The organism is Rhodanobacter sp. ANJX3 (assembly GCF_014200755.1).
In the GTDB taxonomy this organism is placed as follows: domain Bacteria; phylum Pseudomonadota; class Gammaproteobacteria; order Xanthomonadales; family Rhodanobacteraceae; genus Rhodanobacter.
The window spans coordinates 222883-242291 of sequence record NZ_JACHCM010000005.1; the positions used below are offsets into that span (position 1 = coordinate 222883).

14 protein-coding genes are annotated in these 19409 nt (G+C 65.9%); 6 read left to right on the forward strand and 8 right to left on the reverse strand.

The window, feature by feature from the left end; all coding sequences use genetic code 11:
* Positions 1-85 precede the first annotated feature (85 nt).
* The 3 genes from ftsX to HDE76_RS15065 all read right to left on the reverse strand — a co-directional run bounded on the left by ftsX (position 86) and on the right by HDE76_RS15065 (position 3751).
* Positions 86-1063, reverse strand: coding sequence for a permease-like cell division protein FtsX (ftsX, locus tag HDE76_RS15055; RefSeq protein ID WP_184508973.1), 978 nt, complete (start codon positions 1061-1063; stop codon positions 86-88).
* 2 nt (positions 1064-1065) lie between these two features.
* Positions 1066-1743 carry a cell division ATP-binding protein FtsE gene (gene ftsE / locus HDE76_RS15060; RefSeq protein WP_184508775.1) on the reverse strand — a complete coding sequence of 226 codons (678 nt, stop codon included), beginning with the start codon at positions 1741-1743 and terminating at the stop codon, positions 1066-1068.
* Positions 1744-1918: 175 nt separating this feature from the next.
* Positions 1919-3751, reverse strand: coding sequence for a DEAD/DEAH box helicase (locus HDE76_RS15065; RefSeq protein WP_184508777.1), 1833 nt, complete (start codon positions 3749-3751; stop codon positions 1919-1921).
* 412 nt (positions 3752-4163) lie between these two features.
* Here HDE76_RS15065 and trxA point away from each other — a divergent pair, with 412 nt between their 5' ends.
* From trxA to HDE76_RS15080, 3 genes are all read left to right on the forward strand, one after another.
* Positions 4164-4490 (forward strand): thioredoxin TrxA, encoded by a 327-nt coding sequence (trxA, locus tag HDE76_RS15070; protein ID WP_179478156.1) that lies wholly within the window; start codon positions 4164-4166, stop codon positions 4488-4490.
* 303 nt (positions 4491-4793) lie between these two features.
* Positions 4794-6782: a transcription termination factor Rho gene (gene rho, locus HDE76_RS15075; RefSeq protein WP_255481634.1), complete on the forward strand. Its 1989-nt coding sequence runs from the start codon at positions 4794-4796 to the stop codon at positions 6780-6782.
* Between the two features lie 219 nt (positions 6783-7001).
* Positions 7002-8369: a glutamate--cysteine ligase gene (locus HDE76_RS15080; RefSeq protein ID WP_184508779.1), complete on the forward strand. Its 1368-nt coding sequence runs from the start codon at positions 7002-7004 to the stop codon at positions 8367-8369.
* 146 nt (positions 8370-8515) lie between these two features.
* Here HDE76_RS15080 and pyrC read toward each other — a convergent pair whose 3' ends face one another.
* Positions 8516-9556, reverse strand: coding sequence for a dihydroorotase (gene pyrC / locus HDE76_RS15085; RefSeq protein ID WP_184508781.1), 1041 nt, complete (start codon positions 9554-9556; stop codon positions 8516-8518).
* A gap of 291 nt (positions 9557-9847) precedes the next feature.
* Positions 9848-10837 (reverse strand): porphobilinogen synthase, encoded by a 990-nt coding sequence (gene hemB, locus HDE76_RS15090; protein ID WP_184508783.1) that lies wholly within the window; start codon positions 10835-10837, stop codon positions 9848-9850.
* 219 nt (positions 10838-11056) lie between these two features.
* Between hemB and HDE76_RS15095 the strand changes: the two genes are divergently transcribed.
* The 3 genes from HDE76_RS15095 (at position 11057) to HDE76_RS15105 (ending at position 14507) form a co-directional block, all read left to right on the forward strand.
* Positions 11057-12583 (forward strand): S53 family peptidase, encoded by a 1527-nt coding sequence (locus HDE76_RS15095; RefSeq protein ID WP_184508785.1) that lies wholly within the window; start codon positions 11057-11059, stop codon positions 12581-12583.
* 126 nt (positions 12584-12709) lie between these two features.
* Positions 12710-13723, forward strand: coding sequence for a glucokinase (glk, locus tag HDE76_RS15100; RefSeq protein ID WP_184508787.1), 1014 nt, complete (start codon positions 12710-12712; stop codon positions 13721-13723).
* A gap of 100 nt (positions 13724-13823) precedes the next feature.
* Complete coding sequence (locus HDE76_RS15105) at positions 13824-14507, forward strand: HAD family hydrolase (RefSeq protein WP_184508789.1); 684 nt, start codon at positions 13824-13826, stop codon at positions 14505-14507.
* Positions 14508-14575: 68 nt separating this feature from the next.
* On the opposite strand, the gene HDE76_RS15110 is transcribed toward HDE76_RS15105, so the two are convergent.
* From HDE76_RS15110 to secB, 3 genes are all read right to left on the reverse strand, one after another.
* On the reverse strand, positions 14576-17593 hold the full coding sequence (locus tag HDE76_RS15110) for a DEAD/DEAH box helicase (RefSeq protein WP_184508791.1): 3018 nt from the start codon (positions 17591-17593) through the stop codon (positions 14576-14578).
* Between the two features lie 127 nt (positions 17594-17720).
* On the reverse strand, positions 17721-18746 hold the full coding sequence (locus tag HDE76_RS15115) for an NAD(P)H-dependent glycerol-3-phosphate dehydrogenase (protein ID WP_184508794.1): 1026 nt from the start codon (positions 18744-18746) through the stop codon (positions 17721-17723).
* A gap of 15 nt (positions 18747-18761) precedes the next feature.
* On the reverse strand, positions 18762-19265 hold the full coding sequence (gene secB, locus HDE76_RS15120) for a protein-export chaperone SecB (RefSeq protein ID WP_184508796.1): 504 nt from the start codon (positions 19263-19265) through the stop codon (positions 18762-18764).
* Positions 19266-19409 lie beyond the last annotated feature (144 nt).

A 19409-nucleotide genomic window follows, 5' to 3' on the forward strand; every position in this document is an offset into this window, starting at 1 on the left:
TCTGAGCCGTCGTTTGACCTTGAGAGTGCCCGGAACGCCCGGCGATGCCTGCGACGCGCGTCACTACTGTCAGCCGACCCGATGCTCAAGCCGCCTTGCGCAACTGCCAGGCACTGACCAGCCGCGCGCCGAACCAGCCCAGCAAGGCCGCGGCCAGCGGCACGGCCAGCAGCAGCCACAGCGGCAGACCGCCGACCTGCAGTTTGCCGTTGTAAGCCTGACTGAGCTGCGCCACCGGGTCGGCCAGGGCGAATTCGATGCCGATCGCCAGCAGGGCCGCGAGTATGCCGCTGAACAGCCCATACCAGATGCCGGCGTAGAGATACGGCCGACGCACGAAGGCGCCGCTGGCACCGATCAGCAGCAGCACGCCGATCTCTTCATGCCGACTGGCAATGTCGACGCGCACCGTATTGCCCACCACCAGCAGCGCCGCCAGCGTCAGCAGCGAGGCCAGCACCAGCACCGCGCGATTGCCGACCGCCAGCAGTGCATCGAGGCGCTGCCGCCAGGTGCCGCTGTCCTGCACCATGTCCACGCTGTGCATGGCGCGGATGTCTGTGACCAGCTGCCCGATCGCCGCGGCGCCGAGCTCCTCGTGCGGCTGCAGCTGCAGCACGTAGGGCAGCGGATTGCTGTCCAGCGTTTTCAGTGCCCCGGTGAAGCCCTGCATCTTGGCCAGCTCGTCCATGCCCTGCTGCGGCGTCTTGACGCTGACCGAAGCCACTTCCGGCCGTTCGCCGATTTGTTTGGCCAGCAGCTGCGCCTGCTGCGCGCTCTGATCGGGCTGCAGGAACACGCTGATGGCCTGACTCTGGCCCAAGGTTTCGCCGAGCTTCTGCACGTTGCCGAGCAAAAGATAGAAAGCCAGCGGTAGCGCCAGCGCCAGACCCATCACGGCGATCGTCAGCAGGCTGCCCAGCGGACGCGAGCCGAGTCGGCGCAGGCTGGCGGCCGCGCTCCAGCCGTGATGCTCCTGCCAGCTGGCAAAGCGTCGGCCCTGGGTTTTTTCGGCGCGCGGCGATGAGGCCTGATCGACGACGGGGACGTTCTCCGGCGGCATGCTCACAGCACCTCCTGCGCAGCCAGATCGGCCACCAGGCGGCCGTGGTCCAGCACGATCACGCGCTTCTTCATGCGCTTGATCAGCGGGAGATCGTGGCTGGCGATCAACACCGTGGTGCCGACCTGCTGAAATTCGCCGAACAGACCCATGATTTCCATCGCCAGCTGCGGGTCCAGATTGCCGGTGGGCTCGTCGGCAATCAGCAGGGTCGGCCGCGCCACGATGGCGCGGGCGATGCCGACGCGCTGGCGCTCGCCGGCGGAGAGGGTCGCCGGCAGCTGACGCTCATAGGCCAGCAGGCCGACTTTCTCCAGCGCGGCGCGCACGCGGCGGGCGCGCTCGGGACGAGCGACGCCGCCGATAGTCAGCGGCAGCTCGACGTTGGCGAACACCGTGCGCTCCATCAGCAGCCGGTGATCCTGAAACACCATGCCGATGCGCCGGCGCAGCCTAGGCACGCCGCCGCCGCGAACCTTCGCCAGGTTCTGTCCGTCCAGCATGATCACGCCGTGCGACGGCCGTTCGATCAGTCCGAGCAGGTTGAGCAACGTGCTCTTGCCCGCGCCGGAATGGCCGGTGACGAAAGCCATTTCGCCCGTAGGCACCTCAAAGGAAAGCTGCGACAGCGCTTCGTGCCCGCCGTCGTAGCGTTTGCTGACTTGATCAAAATGGATCACCGAGCGTCCCCGAACCTGCGTGTCGTGTTGCCAGCGGCAAGGATAAGGGAAGCGCGCGCCCAATGGCTGGCCCGCATGCGTTGCAGTCGCCGCTTCTTCAGCCGCGACGACCGCGATCCTGCTCACGAGTTTTCTGATCCCCTTCGCGGCATAGGCTGCGAAAGGGATGGTGCCATCAGCGGCCGGTGAACAGTCGCGTCAGCCGGCTGAACAAGCCCGGTTTTTTCGCGCTCGGCGCGTCGCCGGCAGGCTTGCTCGCTGCGTTGCCGGAGGTCACTGCAACCTGGCGCGATGGGCGGCTGCCGTTCGACGAAGCTTCTGCACCGCTGCGCTCGCGCGGCGGCCGGCGCTCGCCGCGCGGGGCGGCGCGGCTGCCTTCCTTCGCAAAGGCCGATGTCTGAGCATCGCTGCTCTGGCCCGCTGCATCGACGGTTTCTGCCACGCCTTCGCGGCGACGGTTGCGGCCGCCGCGACGACGGCGCGGCTTGCGCGCGGCATCGCCTGCCTCGCCAACGGGCGTTGGCGCAGTGGCGGACGCCGAAACGGCGACGCCTTCGGTCGCATGCACCGGCACGTCGATCGGCGCGGATTCAACGGCAGCGGCCGCCACGTCCGGCCGGCGCTCGCGCGGCGGACGCGGCGTGGAGGAAGACGAGCGCGAACCGCCGGCGCTGCGGCCACCGCCCGCGCCACGGCTGCCGTCGCGGCTGCCGCCACCGGCACCGCCGGGACGGCGCGGCTTTTCACCCGGACGCGGCGGCACGATGTCGCCGAACTCGGCGCTGTCGGCGGCCGCGTTGGCGGCGAACTCGGCGTCCATCGCCTTCGGCTTGGGCATGATCAGCAGATCGGCATCCATGCTGGCGACCGGAATGCTCTGGCCGATATAGGTTTCGATATCCGGCAGCGACATCGCATAGAGGTCGCAGGCGAAGCTGATCGCATCGCCCTCGGCGCCCAGGCGCGCGGTACGCCCGATGCGGTGCACGTAGTCTTCGGCGTCATGCGGCAGGTCGTAGTTGAAGACGTGGCTGACGGCGGGAATGTGCAGGCCGCGGGCGGCCACATCGGTCGCCACCAGGATATCCAGCTGGCCTTCCTGGAAACGCTGCAGCAGCTTCTGCCGCTTCAGCTGCGGCACGTCGCCGGAGATCGCCCCGGCGCGGTAACCCTGGCGCTTCACGCGGTCGGTCACGCGCTCGGCCGCGGCCTTGGTGTTGACGAAGATGATGCTGCGCTCGGCCGCGGTGCGCTCGAGCAGGTTGAGCAGCAGCGGCAGCTTTTCTTCCTTGGCCGGGAAGTAGACCAGCTGGCGCACCTTGTCGGCGGTGACGTTGTCGCTCTCGACCACCAGCTTTTCGGCGTTGTGCATGTGCTCGTAGGCCAGCTCCAGCACGCGATGGCTCAGCGTGGCGGAGAACAGCAGCACCTGGCGCTGCTCGCGCGCCGGCAGGCGGCGGAAGATGAACCGCACGTCGGCAATGAAGCCCAGATCGAACATGCGATCGGCTTCGTCGATCACCATCACCTCGACGCCATTGAGGCCGAACACGCCCTGCTTGTGATAATCGAGCAGGCGGCCGGGCGTGGCGATGATGATGTCGCAGCCGTCCTTCAGCTGCTGGCGCTGCTTGTCGTAATCGACGCCGCCGTAGATCAGCGCGCTGCGCAGGCCGGTGTGGCGGCCAATCGCCTTGGCGTCCTTGTCGATCTGGATGGCCAGCTCGCGGGTCGGTGCGATGATCAGCGCGCGCGGATCGCTGTCCTTGCGCTCGGCCACGGCGGGCGTGGTGAGCAGGCGATTCATCATCGCGACCAGGAAGGCGCAGGTCTTGCCGGTGCCGGTCTGGGCCTGGCCGGCGACGTCACGCCCGCCAAGCGCCAGCGGCAGGGTCATTTCCTGGATCGGCGTGCAGCGGGTGAAGCCGCTGTCGTCGAGGCCCTGCTGCAGCAGCGGATGAAGATCGAAGTTGGTGAAAAAGGTATCGGTGAGTACGGTCTGTGACATAAGTGGAATAAGGGCCTTGGCCGCAACGGCAGCTTGCCGTCGTGGCGACGTGATGCGCTGCACCCGCTTCATTCGCCGGTATCGGCGCATGGCGGTGCAGGACGGGTGCGCGGGGCGCAGTGAAGCCTTGGTTCACTGTCGAATAGTCGGCAAGGTCGCGCCGCGGCTGGCGACGCCGGGTTTGACGGCGGTCCGACGGGCGGTTTGCAAGGCCGCCCTTGAATCGTGCCCGGAGTTACGCTGCAATGAAGCTCCGCCGGTTCGGCGATGCCTCTATTCAGCCCCAACTCTGGCTTCATGGGCACGTGAGTGTAGCTGATGAAGGCCTGCCGCCGTCACTCCTTGCATTTATTCGCCCGCCGCCCCATCTAATCCTTCTGCGATTTTTCGCCCCACAGCCTCGGAGACTCCCGTGAGCGACCTGATTACCCACGTAACCGATGACGCCTTCGAACAGCAGGTGCTCAAGTCCGACACGCCCGTGCTGCTCGATTTCTGGGCCGAATGGTGCGGCCCCTGCAAGGCCATTGCACCCATGCTGGACGAGCTGGCCAAGCAGTACGAAGGCAAGCTGCGGGTGGTCAAGGTGAACATCGATCAGAACCAGCAGACGCCGCGGACCTACGGCGTGCGCGGCATCCCGACCCTGATGGTGTTCAAGAACGGCAAGGTCGAAGCGACCCAGATCGGCGCCGTGAGCAAGGGGCAGCTGACCCAGATGATCGACAAGGCCATCTGAGCTAGCTCAGAGCCAAACCGCTTTACCGCGCCTGTCTGACCGAGTCAGGTAGGCGCACGAGGCTTTACGCCGGCACCTGACGAGTGCTAGATTCAATCAGTCCGTCGGGACAGTCCTGTCCCCGAGCGCCTTCTGCGCGACGCACAAACACCCCTCCTGAAGTTCAACGGCGCCCCGCGAGGATAGCCCGTGTCTGATAACGAAAATAAAAACCCCAACGACGCCAAAAGCGCCGATACCAAGCCTGCATCCGAAGGCAAGCCCGAGCCGCGCCAGCGCGCGCCGCGCCGCACCGCGGCGGAGATGGCTGCCGCGCGGGCCGCGGCGGCTGAGAAGTCCGGCGCAGCGCACGCACCGCCGGCCCAGCAGCCGAACGTAGAGCGCTCCACGCCACAGGCGTCGGCACCGGCAAATCCGCCGCCTGCAGCATCGTCTTCCCATCAACCGCCTCTGCCTTTGCCTCGCGCCTCGCATGAGCCGCGCGAACCGGCGTCGTCTCACGGCAATAGCCACGGCAACGAGTCCGCCCAGCCGGGCAATACGGCGCAGGCGCCGAACCCGAACGCGGCGCCTCGCGATGGGAATCAGGCGCAGCCGCACGCTTCCAGCGCCAACCAGAATTCATCAAACCAGACGTCATCCAACCAGGGCTCATCGAATCATGGCGCTTCACCGCCGTCTTCGAATCAGCCTTCGTCTGGCCAGCCGTCGTCGACGCCGCCTTCGTCAAACCAGGGCCAGCCCAGCCAGCATGGCTCGAACCCGGGCCAGCCGAACGGCGGCCAGGGTCAGAATCCGAACGGCGGCTCCAACGGCGGCCAGAACGCCGGGCAGCATCCGAACCAGGGCAATAACCCGAACAACCCCAACAACCCGCGCGACCGCGACCCGCGCGGCCGCCGCCGGCGCAACGAGCGCAACGAGCGCGGTCCGCAGCAGGGTTCGCAGCGTCCGCAGAACAATCCGCGGCCGAATCCCAACGGCCTGCCGGTCGACGACGACAACGCCGATCCGGGCAGCAACGATCGCGTCATCAACCTCACCGAGCTCAAGCGCATGAAGGCGCCGCAGCTGCTGGAATTCGCCGAGTCGCTGGGCGTCTACGAGGGCGTGGCGCGCGCGCGCAAGCAGGACGTGATCTTCAACGTGCTCAAGGCGCACGCCCGCTCCGGCGGCGGCATCTGGGCTGAAGGTGTGCTGGAAATCCTGCAGGACGGCTTCGGCTTCCTGCGCTCTGCCGATGAGTCCTACCTGGCCGGTCCCGACGACATCTACGTGTCGCCCAGCCAGATCCGCCGCTTCAACCTGCGCACCGGCGACTACATCACCGGCCGCGTGCGTCATCCGAAGGAAGGCGAGCGCTACTTCGCCATGCTGCGCGTCGACGACATCAACGGCGATCCGCCGGAAGCGTCGAAGAACAAGATGCTGTTCGAGAACCTGACGCCGCTGTTTCCGCGCAAGGCGTTCAAGCTCGAGCGCGGCAACGGCTCCAGCGAAGACATCACCGGCCGCGTGCTCGACCTGATCGCGCCGATCGGCAAGGGCCAGCGCGGCCTGATCGTGTCGCAGCCGAAGTCCGGTAAGACGATGATGCTGCAGAACATCGCGCAGGCCATCCAGTACAACCATCCCGAAGCGCACCTGATCATGCTGCTGATCGACGAGCGCCCGGAAGAAGTCACCGAGATCGCCCGCACCGTGCGCGCCGAGGTCATCAGCTCGACCTTCGACGAGCCGGCCGTGCGTCATGTGCAGGTCGCCGAGATGGTGATCGAGCGGGCCAAACGCCTGGTCGAGCACAAGAAAGACGTGATCATCCTGCTCGACTCGATCACCCGCCTCGCTCGCGCCTACAACACCGTGATCCCCAGCTCCGGCAAGGTGCTCACCGGCGGCGTCGACGCCAATGCGCTGCAGCGTCCGAAGCGCTTCTTCGGCGCCGCCCGCAACGTCGAGGAAGGCGGCAGCCTGACCATCATCGCCACCGCGCTGACCGAAACCGGCAGCAAGATGGACGAGGTGATCTACGAGGAGTTCAAGGGCACCGGCAACATGGAAGTGCACCTGAGCCGCCGCATCTCCGAGAAGCGCGTGTACCCGGCGATCGACATCAACCGCTCCGGCACCCGCCGCGAAGATCTGCTGATCGACCCGGACCTGCTCGCGAAGATCTGGATCCTGCGCAAGCTGCTGCACCCGATGGACGAACTGAGCGCCATCGAGTTCATGCTCGACAAGATGAAGAACACCAAGTCGAACGACGAGTTCTTCAATTCGATGAAGCGCTAATCGCCTGAGACTGGCGGTAGACGAAGAGGCCGGCGAATTGCCGGCCTCTTCGTTTCTAGCTGTCGCACCGAAGGGCGGGTGGCTGCGGTGAGCCAATCCACGCCGCATAGACCGCGAGCATCATCTGAACTCTCGCGTACAATTATCCGTCGGCCGACCCTTTTGTTGTCATGCCGCGCCCCCCATTAGTCTGTGCACATCCAAGCAAGGCGAGTCCCCGTGTCCATACCCAGCGCCGTCAAGAACACGCCGATTCAGGGCCGCCAGCAGCTCATCGATTACCTTGCCGCCGGCGAAAAGCCGCGCGAGGCGTGGCGCATCGGTACCGAGCACGAAAAGTTCGGCTTTCGCACCGACGACCTGCGCGCGCCCACCTTCGAGGGCGAGCGCGGCATCAAGCATCTGCTGGAAACCATCGCCACCCGCTACGGCTGGGACGTGACGCGCGAGGGCGAGAACCCGGTGGCGCTGTCGCGCGACATGGCCTCGATCACGCTGGAGCCGGCCGGCCAGCTGGAGCTGTCCGGCGCGCCGCTGGAAACCATCCACCAGACCTGCACCGAAGTGAACACGCACCTGGAAGAAGTGCGCTCGATCGCCGACGGCATGGGCCTGGGCTTTCTCGGCATGGGCTTTCAGCCGAAGTGGAAGCGCGACGAGATGCCGTGGATGCCGAAAGGTCGCTACAAGATCATGCGCGAGTACATGCCCAAGGTCGGCTCGCTCGGCCTGGATATGATGACGCGCACCTGCACGGTGCAGGTGAACCTGGACTTTTCCAGCCAGGCCGACATGATCAAGAAATTCCGCGTGAGCCTGGCGCTGCAGCCGATCGCCACCGCGCTGTTCGCCGATTCACCGTTCACGGAAGGCCGCCCAAACGGCTATCTGTCCTATCGCTCGCACATCTGGACCGATACCGACAAGGCTCGCACCGGCATGCTCGACTTCGTCTTCGACGACAGCTTCGGCTACGAGCGCTACGTCGACTACATCCTCGACGTGCCGATGTATTTCAGTTTCCAGGAAGGCAAGTACATCGACCTGGCCGGGCAGGACTTCAAGCGGTTCATGGCCGGTGAACTGGCGCAGCTGCCGGGCACAAAGGCGACCATGAAGGACTTTGCCGACCACCTCACCACCGCCTTTCCGGAAGTACGCCTCAAGCAATACCTGGAAATGCGCGGCGCCGACGGCGGCCCGTGGAATCGGCTATGCGCCCTGCCCGCGCTATGGGTCGGCCTGCTGTACGACGACGAGGCGCTGGACGCCGCATGGGATCTGGTCAAGGATTTCAGCCGCGAGGAACGTCATGCCCTGCGCGACGGCGTGCCGAAACACGGCCTCAAGCTGCCGTTCCGTAACGGCACGGTGCGTGACCTGTCCGAAGAAGCCCTGAAGATCGCCAGCCACGGCCTCAAGCGCCGCGCCATGCTCAACCAGCACGGCGCCGACGAAAGCATTTTCCTCGAGCCGATGATCGAAATCGTGCAGGCCAACCAGACCCCGGCCGAGCGCAAGCTCGAGCTCTTTCACGGCGCCTGGAACGGCAGCGTCGACCCGGTATTCCGCGAGTTCGCGTACTGAGCCGACAGCGCTAACCCGTAGGTTGGGCTGAGCGCAGCGATGCCCAACAGCACCTGGCGGTAAATGTTGGGTTTTGCAAGCTCAACTCAACCTACGCTTTGAGGCAGTGGGCGCATTACGTATGAGGCGTGGATGCATCGCTTCGATTAGGACACGATAGACCACGCCACCGACTCACCAGCGCGCATCGGCTTGCAGGTGGATCCCGCCAACGGATATTCGCCTGGCACGATCCACGGCGTGCGCTCGAGCGCGATGCGTTCTTTATTGCGCGGCAGACGATAAAAATCTGGACCATGAAAGCTGGCAAAGGCTTCGAGCCGATCGAGCCGATCGACCTGCTCGAACGCTTCGGCATACAGCTCCAGCGCCGCGTGCGCCGTGTAAAGACCGGCGCAGCCGCAGTCCGTTTCCTTCGCTTCGCGCGGATGCGGCGCGCTATCGGTACCGAGGAAAAAATGCGTGTCACCGCTGGTCGCCGCCTGCAGCAAGGCCGTGCGATGCGTCTCCCGCTTGAGGATCGGCGCGCAATAGTTGTGCGGGCGCATGCCACCTTCGAACAGCGCATTGCGATTCAGCAGCAGATGATGCGCGGTGATGGTGGCAGCTACATTCGCCGGGGCGCCGCTGACGAACTCCACTGCATCGCGGGTCGTGATGTGCTCGAGCACCATGCGCAACGCCGGAAACCTGGCCTGCAGCGGCAGCAGGTGGCGTTCGATGAAAACGCGTTCGCGATCGAAGATGTCGATATCTGGATCGGTGACCTCGCCGTGCAGCAGCAGAGGCAGATCATGCCGCTCCATCGCTTCGAGCACGGGATAGACGCGCGACAGCTCGCGCACGCCGGACTGCGAATTGGTGGTGGCCCCCGCCGGGTAATACTTCATCGCAAAGACGCTGCTACTTTCCTTGGCCCGCACGATCTCTTCGGCCAGGGTGTCCTCGGTGAGGTACAGCGTCATCAGCGGCTCGAAGCGCATACCCGCCGGCAGGCTCGCCAGAATCCGCCCACGATAATCCTCGGCCTGCGCCACCGTGGTCACCGGCGGCTTCAGGTTGGGCATCACGATGGCGCGCGCAAACCGCTGCGCGGTATGGCCGATCACCGAAGCCAGCGCATCGCCATCGCGAAGATGCAGATGCCAGTCGTCGGGGCGGGTGATTTCAAGACGCGTGGGTGTCATGGCAAACAAACTCGGGTGGTGAATCGCAGAAAGGACGGCGTAGTTTGGCTGAGCAAAGCGATGCCCAACATCAGGCTACGAACATGCTGGGTTGACGGCTCGCCTCCGCGAGCCGCCCTTCGGGCCATTGGCTGCGCGAATGTTAGTTCAGGCATCCTGCCTCCACGCTCGCAGGCTCAACCCAACCTACGCGCTATTCGATTGATATCCTGCTGCAACTGGAAAGTGAATAGCTAAATCAGTCCTAGAGCCATCGCTGCAATCAATACAGAACCTTAAAAAGAGTGAGAACTACTCTCCCCGGATCCACCGCGCCGCATCCAGCGCAAAATAGGTAAGAATCGCATCCGCCCCCGCCCGCTTCATCGCCGTCAGCGATTCCAGCACCACCGCCTTCTCATCCAGCCAGCCATTTTGCGTGGCGGCTTTCAGCATCGCGTACTCGCCGCTGACCTGATACACGAACGTCGGCACGCCGAAGGTGTCTTTCACCCGGCGCACGATGTCCAGATACGGCAGGCCGGGTTTGACCATGACCGCATCGGCACCCTCCTGGATATCCAGTTCGACTTCGCGCAGGGCTTCGTCGCTGTTGGCCACGTCCATCTGGTACGTGTGCTTGTTGCCCTTGCCGAGATTGGCGGACGAACCCACGGCGTCACGGAACGGGCCGTAGAACGCCGAGGCGTATTTCGCCGAGTAGGCAAGAATGCGCGTGTGAATGTGGCCGGCTTCTTCGAGTGCGTCGCGGATGGCGCCGATGCGGCCGTCCATCATGTCCGAGGGCGCGACGAAATCCATGCCGGCTTCGGCCTGCGCCAGCGACATCTTGATCAGCGCGTCGACGGTGGCCTCGTTGACGACGTAGCCGTTTTCGTCGATCAGGCCGTCCTGGCCATGCGAGGTGTACGGGTCGAGCGCGACGTCGCCGATCAGGCCCAGCTCGGGGTATGTCGCTTTCAGCGCACGGGTGGCGCGTTGCATCAGGCCGTCGGGATTCCACGCTTCGGCGGCGTCCTCGGTTTTCGGCGCGTCGGTAATCGGAAACAGCGCCAGCGCGGGAATGCCCAGCCGCACGCACTCGCCGGCCAGCTCCAGCAGCATATCGATGGACAGCCGCTCGACGCCCGGCATCGAGGGCACGGCCACGCGCCGGTTTTCGCCCTCGATCACGAAGGCGACCATGATCAGATCGCTGCTGTGCAGGGTGTGCTCGCGCATCAGCGCGCGGGAAAACGCATCGCGGCGCATGCGGCGCATGCGGATGGCAGGAAAGCTCATCGCAAATCCAGACGTTGAATAAGGCGTTCATTTTAGGCCAGATCGCGCCGATGCAGGCGCGACGGCTGGCCGCAGCTTTCACAGCACACGCGACCTGCACAGACCTCACCCTGGGCTGAACGTCGAATCTCGAACGTGTCCTGCATCTCGCCACATGAGCGCAGTCTTGCGCATGCTCGACGTGTCCTCCATCGATCGCCACTGCTCCGAGGTAAGTTCATGAATGCTACGACCCGCTCCAGCCTGCCCGCCGACGTCCGCTACATCGGGCCGCATGATCCGAACGCCACCGTCGACGTGACCCTGGTTTTTCGCCACCGCGCCGCGCCACCTGCCGCCGCGTGGCCGCACGCGGCGATGTCCCGCGCGGATTATGCCGATCGGCACGGCGCCGACCCGGCCGACGTGGAGCGCGTGCGAGCGCTCAGCAAAAAGCACGGCATGCGCGAGCTGGATTGCCACATGGACCGGCGCACGCTGCATCTCAGCGGCACCGCGCAGAGCATGAAGGATGCCTTCGGCGTGGACCTCGGCCAGTACGCGATCGGCAGCAGTGGTGCGCACTTCATTGGCTGTGCGCAGGAGCCGACCCTGCCTGACCCATCGATCATCGCGGTGCTTGGCCTGGATAAGCGTCCGGTCGCCACCGCGCATTTCCGCAAGCCGCTTGCGCAACCGATCAACAGCTTTACGCCGCTGCAGCTGGGCGAGCTGTACCAGTTTCCCGCCGGTACCGATGGCACCGGCCAGACCGTCGCGATCATCGAGCTGGGCGGCGGCTATCAGCAGGCCGATCTGGATACGTATTTTTCCGGTTTGGGCATCAAGGGGCCGACCGTAACGAGCGTGTCCGTCGACGGCGGCAGCAATACGCCCGGCGGCGATGCCGATGGCGAGGTGATGCTAGACATCGAGGTGGCCGGCGCGCTGGCGCCCGGCGCGAAATTCGTCGTCTACTTCACCACCAATACCGATCAGGGCTTCTACAACGCCATCGCGCAGGCGGCGCACGACACCACCAACAAGCCCACGGTGATGTCGATCAGCTGGGGTGGCCCGGAGGACAGCTGGGCGCCGCAGGGTCGCGACGCGCTGGAGTCGGCGCTGCAGGACGCCATCGCGCTGGGCATTACCGTCACCGTGGCTGCGGGCGACGCCGGCTCTACCGATGGCGAGACCGACGGCCAGCCGCACGTGGACTTTCCCTCCTCGAGCCCGAGCGTGCTGGCCTGCGGTGGCACCAAGCTCACCGCCCGCGGCAGCAAGATCGCCAGCGAAGTCGTGTGGAACGAAACGGCCACCGGCAACGGCGCCACCGGCGGCGGCGTGAGTACGGTCTATCCGCTGCCCACATGGCAGGCCTCATCGAAGGTGCCAACCGGCGCGGCCAGCTTCAAGGGGCGCGGCGTGCCCGACGTGGCCGGCGACGCCGACCCGCTCACGGGCTATCAGATACGCGTCGACGGCAAGGACGTGGTGTACGGCGGTACCAGCGCCGTCGCGCCACTCTGGGCGGCGCTGGTGGCGCGACTCAACCAGGCGCTCGGCACCACGCTGGGCGATGGCCATGTGGCGCTGTATCAGGCCGGCAAGGCCGCCTTTCACGACATTACCGAGGGCAACAACGGCACCTATAAGGCGGCGGCCGGCTGGGACGCCTGCACCGGCCTGGGCAGCCCGAACGGCGAGGCCCTGCTGACGGCGTTGCGCAGCGCCTCGGGTGGCAGCGCAAACGGCAAGAAATAAGGCGTGAGCCGGGCGGACTTTCCGCCCGGCAGCCTTTTGAAAAGGGGTGTCATTGACCGTAACGCTGGACGATGGGCGGCATTCCCGGCAGGCTTGGCGTTTTCCGCTTTGTCCGATGGAGCTCTGATGCGTGTTTCCGCCCCGACCCTGCTAGCCGATCTCGGCGGCACCAATGTGCGATTTGCCCTGTCCGACCCGAACGGGGCCACGCCGCTGCAGATGGACACCGTACGGCGCTATCACGTCAACGACTTCGCCTCGCTGGCCGACGCGATACGCCAGTACTTCAAGGACAGCGGGCTGGAAGCCAACCGTGCGCTGATCGCCGCCGCCGGGCGCATCAGCGAAGGCGAGACGGTGCAGATCACCAACAATCCGTGGGCCATTTCCGCGCCGAGGCTGCAGGCCGAGCTGGGCATGGAGTCGGTACACCTGGTCAACGACTTTGCCGCCCAGAGCATGGCGGTCATGCTGCTGCAGCCGAAAGATCTGGTCCCTGTCGGCGGTCTGCCCCTGCCCAAACCCGGCACGCAGGATGAGCAGACCTTCGTCATCGTCGGCCCCGGCACCGGGCTTGGCGTAGGCGGCCTGCTGATCCGCCAGGGCAAGTGCAGCGTGCTGCAGACCGAAGGCGGCCACGCCGGCTTCGCGGCGCACTCGCCGGAAGACATCGAAATTCTCAAGCGCCTCAACCAGCGCTACGGCCGCGTGTCGAACGAGCGGCTGATCTGTGGCAACGGCCTGGTCAACCTGTACGACGTGCTGTGCGAGATCGCCGGCAAGACGCCCGAATCGCTGAAGCCCGAAGACATCAGCCTGCGCGCCAACAGCAACAGCGACCCGCTGTGCGTGCAGGTGGTGGAAACCTTTGCCGGCATCTTCGGCAGCGTCGCCGGCGACCTGGTCATGACCATCGGCGCCTGGGACGGCGTATACCTCACTGGCGGCCTGGTGCCGATCCTGCTGCCGTGGATGGAGCGCGGCCGCTTCCGCGAGCGCTTCGAAGCGAAGGGCCGTTTCCGCGACACCATGGAGAAGGTGCCGACGCAGGCGATCATGAATCCGGAACCCGGCCTGGTCGGTGCCGCGGCGCTGGCGATCGTGGAATCCGGTGGCTCGCTGCTGAATCGCCACGACTAGAACTTCGGCACCCGCGATGCGAAATCGTCGCGACGCGCCGCGTGGTCGTCACATCCGGCCTGACATAATCCAATGCTGATTTGGCGTTGCAGGAGTACTCATGCCGCTCGATAAAACCGCGTTCCTGTTCGATCTCGACGGCACCCTGGTCGACAGCGTCTACCAGCACGTGTTGGCCTGGAAGGAATCGCTGGATGCCGAAGGCGTGCCGGTCTCGGTGTGGCGCATTCACCGCCGCATCGGCATGAGCGGCGGCCTGTTCCTCAACATGCTGCTGCGCGAAACCGGCGTCACCCTCAGCGAGGACTCGCTGCTGCGCCTGCGCCACAACCACGCTGCGGCCTTCGGTCGGCTGGCGGCAGCGGATGCGGTGCAGCCGCTGCCCGGGGCGCGCGAGCTGCTGGATTTTTTGACCGAAAACAAATTCCCCTGGGCCATCGCGACCAGCGGTCGAATGGAAACCGCGCGCCACAATCTGGCCGCGCTCGGCGTCGACCCCACCAAGGTGCCGGTGGTCACGCGCGATCAGGTGCGCCACGCGAAACCCGACCCCGACCTGTTCATCGCCGCCGCCGATCGGCTGGGCGTCGACATCCGCAACGCGCTGGTGATCGGCGACAGCGTCTGGGACATGCTGGCCGCGCAGCGCGCACGCGCGCTCGGCGTCGGTCTGCTATCCGGCGGCTATGGCATTGCCGAACTGCAGGAGGCCGGCGCGTTCCGCGTCTACGAAGATCCGGCCGACATGCTGCACCATATCGACGAGATCGCCTCGCGCGATTGACGCGATTGAGTGGTGCACCTCACCGAAAAAAAACCGCGAGGACGACGTCAAAATCTGGATTCAGATAGTCAACCGGGCGCCAGCAGCGCATCCAGATCGCCCTGATCGAAGCTGAGCTTTTCGCGGCTGCCGCCCCCTTCGAGCACGGCCGCGGCGAGTTCGGCCTTGCGTGCTTTGAGTTCTTCGATGCGCTCTTCGACGGTGCCGCTGGTGATCAGGCGAAACACGAAAACCGGCTTGTCCTGGCCGATGCGATGGGCGCGGTCGCTGGCCTGCGCCTCGGCGGCGGGGTTCCACCACGGGTCGTAGTGGATGACGGTGTCGGCGGCGGTGAGGTTGAGGCCGACGCCGCCGGCTTTGAGCGACAGCAGGAACAGCGGCACCTCACCGTTCTGAAAACGCTGCACCGGCTCGGCGCGATCGCGCGTTTCGCCGGTGAGCGTGACGTAGCGAATGCGGCGCCGGTCGAGCTCGGCCGCGATCAGCTTCAGCATGCCGGTGAACTGCGAGAACAGCAGCACTTTGCGGCCCTCGTCGAGCAGCGCCGGCAGCATGTCCATCAGCATCTCGAACTTGGCCGACTCGTGCACGCCGCGCGCGACTTCGAGTTTCACCAGGCGCGGATCGCAGCAGACCTGGCGCAGCTTGAGCAGCGCGTCCAGCACCACGATGCCGGAGTGCGCGATGCCGCGCTGGGCGATGACCTCGCGCAGCTCTTCGGCCAGTGACAGGCGCAGGCCTTCGTACAGATCGCGCTGGCGGCCTTCGAGCACTACGCGGCGGGTGATTTCGGTTTTCGGTGGCAGCTCCTGCGCCACCTGCGCCTTGGTCCGTCGGAGGATGAACGGCGCCAGGCGCAGATTGAGCCGCTGCTGGCACTCCTCGTCGTGCTGCTTTTCGATCGGCACGCGATAGAAGCGGCGAAACGCGCCCTCGTCCCCGAGCAAACCGGGTACGGCCAGATCGACCTGCGACCACAGCTCGCCGAGATGATTTTCCAGCGGCGTGCCGGTGAGGCAGACGTAGCGCGCCGTGCGCAGGCTGAGCAGTGCACGGCGCGCCTGCGTGCGCGGATTTTTCACCTGCTGCGCCTCGTCCAGCACGATCAGCGCGAACGGCTGTTTGCGCAGCGGCACCACGTCACGCGGCAGCAGGGCATAGCTGGTCAGCACGATGTCCTGCGCGCCGAGCTGGGCGAATTCCTCGGCGCGCTGAGGCCCGTGCAGGGTCAGCACCTTCAGCATCGGCGCGAAGCGCGCGATTTCCGATTGCCAGTTGGGAATCAGGCTGGTCGGCACCACGATCAGCGCCGGCTGGCTCAGCGCACCGCCCTGTTTCAGCGACAGTAGATGCGTGATCAGCTGCAGCGTTTTGCCCAGGCCCATGTCATCGGCCAGCACGCCGCCGACGCCCGCCTCGGCCAGCGCATTCAACCAGCGCAGACCTTCGCGCTGATACGGACGCAGCTCGACGGTGAGGCCTTCGGGCACCTCGTCGCTGGCGCGCTCGGCTGCATGGCGCAGGCGCCCGGCAAACCCGCGCAGCGACTCGGAGGCCTCCAGAGCGCTGCCGCCGGGCATGGCGTCGACGAGCTCTTCCAGCCGACCGGCCTGGACGCGCGGCAGATGGAGTTTTTTGCGTGGCTTTTCGAGGTATTCGGCCAGCGGCGCCAGCAAGCCACGCAGCTCCTTCAGACGCACCGGCACGCGCCGGCGCGCATCGACCGGCGCGTACCACACGGCATCCTCGGGTTCGTTCGGTGCGGGGCGCAGGCTCAGCTGATTTTCCGTCAGCGCCTGGGCGACGGCGGGCAGCAGGTTGTGCCGCTGGCCGTCCAGCTCGATGCCGATCTCCAGATCGAAGGCGTGATCGTCGGTGTCCTCGACCGCGTGGCCGTACCAGCGCACCGGGCCTTCGAGCACTTCGAACGGAAAACTCGGCGCGTATTCGACCTGAAAGTTTTCCTGCTCGAGCTTCGGCCGCAGCGCCAGCCAGCGCGCCGGGGTGTTGACCTCGAGCGCGCCGGCGTAACCGGTGCCGGGAAACAGCCAGGCGTCGTCGGGCAAGGTGTCGGCGACGTCCCAGGGCAGCCCTTCGGTATCGACGCCAGGCGTCAGACCCGCATGCTCGAGCTGCTCCATCGCCGAGAGTTCGTCGGCACGGCGACGGGTGATTTCCACCAGCTGGCCGTTGCGCACGCGGCGCACCAGCGGATCGCCACCGCGGCCTGGCAGACGCTCACCGGCGTAGTCGAAGGCCAGTCGCGCATAGCCCAACGGCGGCGTACCCGCGGCCAGCCGCGCATGCCGGGTCAACGCGTGCAGAGTCAGCACTGGCTTGGGCGCCAGCTGCGAGCGGCGCAGCTCGCCGAAGACCTGCGGCAGCGGCACGCGCGTGGCGAGGCGGCTGTTGGGCAGGCAGCTGCGCAGGCGCTTGCCGTGCTCGTGTTTCAGCGGCGGCAGTTCCAGCCAGAGCGTTTCTTCGGCGGCCGCGTCGAGCATGCCCAGCGTGGCGCGCTCGGCATCGAGGTACCACAGGCTGTCGATCCGCAGCAGCCGCTGATTGCTGGAAAGCTGCGGCAGCAGTCGCTGGCTGCCGTCGGCCTCCATCACCCAGTGCCAGTTGAGCGGGTGCGACTTGCCGCGCGACAGGCGCAGCCCGGCCAAGCCGCCCAGAAAGCACGGCGCGGTATCCAGCACTTCGGCCAGCAAGGTGTCGCCGACGTGGCCACTGAGCCGGGCGTAGCTGCGGCTCTTGCGCAGGCTCTGGGGCAGGCCGAGCACCGTGGCGGCGAGGCGCTGCTCGTGCGGTTGTAGCAACAACTGCCCGAGATGCTTGCTGTCCAGCGGCACCGGGCGTGTGTAGCGGCCGTTCTCGATCTGCGACAGCAGCACCGGTGCCACATCGATGTGCGCGTAGACGGCACCCTCTTCAGGCATCACTTCCAGAAAAAAGCCGAGCACGCCGTGGTCTTCGGTGGCAACCGGCTTGGGCGCAGCCAGCAGGCGCCGCCACGCCAGCGGCAGCGTATCCTCTTCGCCGACGGCGAGCGCCGCGGCCTGCTCTTTTTCGTCCGGTTGCTGCATGCGCATGCGGTCCGTGGCGACGACCAAAACACTGAGCTTAGCAGTGCAGGGAGACTTGCAACCGTCGTTCCGCCGCGGTCTTTATGAACAGTCGAGCGAACGGCCGGCACCGGGCCGGCCGGACCGGCTAAACGGTGCCGAACAGGCCGCGCGGATATTCCGGCTTCTGTTCGCGCGCCATCAGCGATCGCAGGCCGTCGACCGGCGTCACTTCGCCGTGCAGCACGGCGCGCACGCCCGCGCTGATCGGCAGATCGAGGCCGTGCTTGTCGGCCAGCCGAGCCACCTCGTCGGCGGTGAGCACGCTTTCCACCACCTGACCGATTTGCCGCACGGCCTCATCGATCGCGATGCCGCGACCCAGCGCCAGACCGAGCCGGCGGTTGCGCGAGAGATCGCCGGTGCAGGTAAGCACCAGATCGCCCAGGCCGGACAGGCCGATCAGCGTTTCCGGCCTCGCGCCCAGCGCCACGCCGAGGCGCAGCATCTCGTTCATGCCGCGGGTGATCAGGCCGGCGCGGGCATTCAGGCCCAACTCCATGCCGTCGGCGATGCCGGTGGCAACGGCCAGCACGTTTTTCATCGCGCCACCGAGCTCGGCGCCCAGCATGTCGCCGCCGGAATACGCGCGCAGATTCGGCGCATGCAGCAGGCTGGCGACGGTTTGCGCAAATGCCGCGTTGTCCGAATGCACGGTCACGGCGCTGGGCAAACCCACCGCCACTTCGCGCGCGAACGAGGGCCCGGTGACCACGGCCGCCGGCCGACCCGGCAACTGCTGCGCCACCAGTTCATGCAGAAATCGGCCGGTACCCGGCTCGAAGCCCTTGGTCGCCCAGGCAATCGCCGTATCGGCGTCGAGCAGCGGCGCCAGCTCGACCAGCATGGCGGCGAACGCGTGACTGGGCACCACGATCAGCACGATGCTGGCGTCGCGCACGGCGGCAGCCAGATCGCTTTCATAGTGAAGCGAGGCCGGCAGCTCGATATCCGGCAGATAGCGCCGATTGCAGCGACTCGCTGCCATCTCGTCCAGGGCTCGCGGATCGCGCCCCCACAGCGTGGTCGGCACACCGTTGCGAGCGGTAAGTGCCGCCAGCGCGGTACCCCAGGAGCCGGCGCCGAGTACCGCCAGTGTGGAACGTTCAGCCATGTCGAGCGCCCGGATTCAGCTGTTGAGCGTGGCCGGAACCTCGTCGCCGCCCATCATCCGGCGCTGCTGCTCGGCGAACAGCGCATCGAAGTTGATCGGCTGCAGCAGGAACGGCGGGAAACCGCCTTCCAGCACCAACGAGGAGATCGTCTGGCGGGCATACGGAAAAAGCAGGTTCGGGCAGTAGCTGCCGATGATGCCGGCCTTGTCCATCTCGTTGAAGCCGGCAATACCGAACAGACCGGCCTGCTCCACTTCAGCCAGGTAGGCGGTGCGCTGGCCGACGGTGCAGGTCAACGTCAGGCTCAGCACCACTTCGTACTGGTCGTTGCCCATCTCGGTGACTTTCTGACCCAGATTCAGCTGGACCTGCGGCTGCTCGGTCTCGTTGACGTCCTGAAAGATCTGCGGTGCGTTGGGCACTTCGAAGGAAACATCCTTCACATAGATCTTCTGCACCACCAGCTGCGGCTGGTCGGCCTGGCCGTTGGCCTGGCCGTTGGTGATAATTTCTGCCATCGGAATTTCCTCGGTCGTTGAGTCTATGTGGAACAAAAAAGAGGTGGATTGTTCCATACATCCCCGCGGCACGCACGCCGGCTGATCGGCCAGATTGAGCCGTAGATTGCGCGGCGCGAGGTTTTTCTGCGAGAATATGCGGCT